The organism is Pseudomonas sp. 2995-1, from assembly GCF_002742505.1.
In the GTDB taxonomy this organism is placed as follows: domain Bacteria; phylum Pseudomonadota; class Gammaproteobacteria; order Pseudomonadales; family Pseudomonadaceae; genus Aquipseudomonas; species Aquipseudomonas sivasensis.
In genome coordinates this window covers 1-426 of the sequence record NZ_LJSA01000532.1, presented here as the reverse complement: position 1 = coordinate 426, position 426 = coordinate 1, and the positions used below count along the sequence as shown (strand labels likewise).

Sequence of the window (426 nt, the reverse complement as noted above, 5' to 3'; positions counted from 1 at the left end):
GTATTACAATTTGAAGAGTCTTGGGATCCAGGCATGTCTATCTATGTAATCGGAAACCCACTATTTTTTAACTTTATCGCAAATAGGGGGCATATTATTGATTTAACTGAAGGGCGAGATGTACCGTTTTTAATGATCGATGCACCAATATACCGTGGGAATAGTGGAAGTCCTGTTATTAACGAAGATGGATTAGTAGTAGGGGTTGTATTTGCAACGAGTCGCAGAGATGTGGACGGTGAGCGAATCAGAGTGGGTCTTGCTGTACCAGTGGAGCATTTAATGAACTACTTAGATTTTGATTTTCAAAATGAGCTTGAATAATTTTGGATTTAGTGAAACTGAAAACCACTTATTAGCGTAGTAATATAGAGAAGGTTTTCTAAGAAGTGATTTCATTTGTAATGTAATTAGTTTCCATAAATA

General features: G+C 36.2%; 1 protein-coding gene. It reads left to right on the top strand.

Annotation, left to right across the window (positions count from 1 at the left end; translation table 11 throughout):
• Positions 1 to 324: trypsin-like peptidase domain-containing protein (locus AOA61_RS27710; RefSeq protein WP_178075216.1), on the top strand; the 324-nt coding region annotated here is incomplete at its 5' end.
• Between the last annotated feature and the right edge of the window lie 102 nt (positions 325 to 426).